The organism is Mycobacterium gordonae, from assembly GCF_001417955.2.
In the GTDB taxonomy this organism is placed as follows: Bacteria; Actinomycetota; Actinomycetes; order Mycobacteriales; family Mycobacteriaceae; genus Mycobacterium; species Mycobacterium gordonae_B.
The window spans coordinates 1-286 of sequence record NZ_LKTM01000332.1; the positions used below are offsets into that span (position 1 = coordinate 1).

1 pseudogene is annotated in these 286 nt (G+C 62.9%); it reads left to right on the forward strand.

The window, feature by feature from the left end:
- Positions 1 to 68: 68 nt before the first annotated feature.
- Positions 69 to 286, forward strand: a pseudogene (locus tag AO501_RS36220) (hypothetical protein); the annotation flags it as partial.

Below are 286 nucleotides of genomic sequence, written 5' to 3' on the forward strand. Positions count from 1 at the left end.
CACCGGCTAGCCCGGCGGTCTAACCTTCGTGGCGGAAGACCGCCAGTAAGAGGGTAGATTCTCAACTTGCGAGCAACATGAAGTGTTACTGCCGCACTCATCATTTGATGAAAACGTTCTGGGGCTGGACTGAGAAACAACTCGCCGACGGCACCCTGATCCTGACCTCCCCGGGCGGGGACACCCACGTCACCACCCCCGGGTCTGCGCTGTTGTTTCCCAGCCTGTGTCACGCGGTGGGCGGCATGCCCGCCCCCGAGGCCCAGACCCCACCGGCCGATTACTG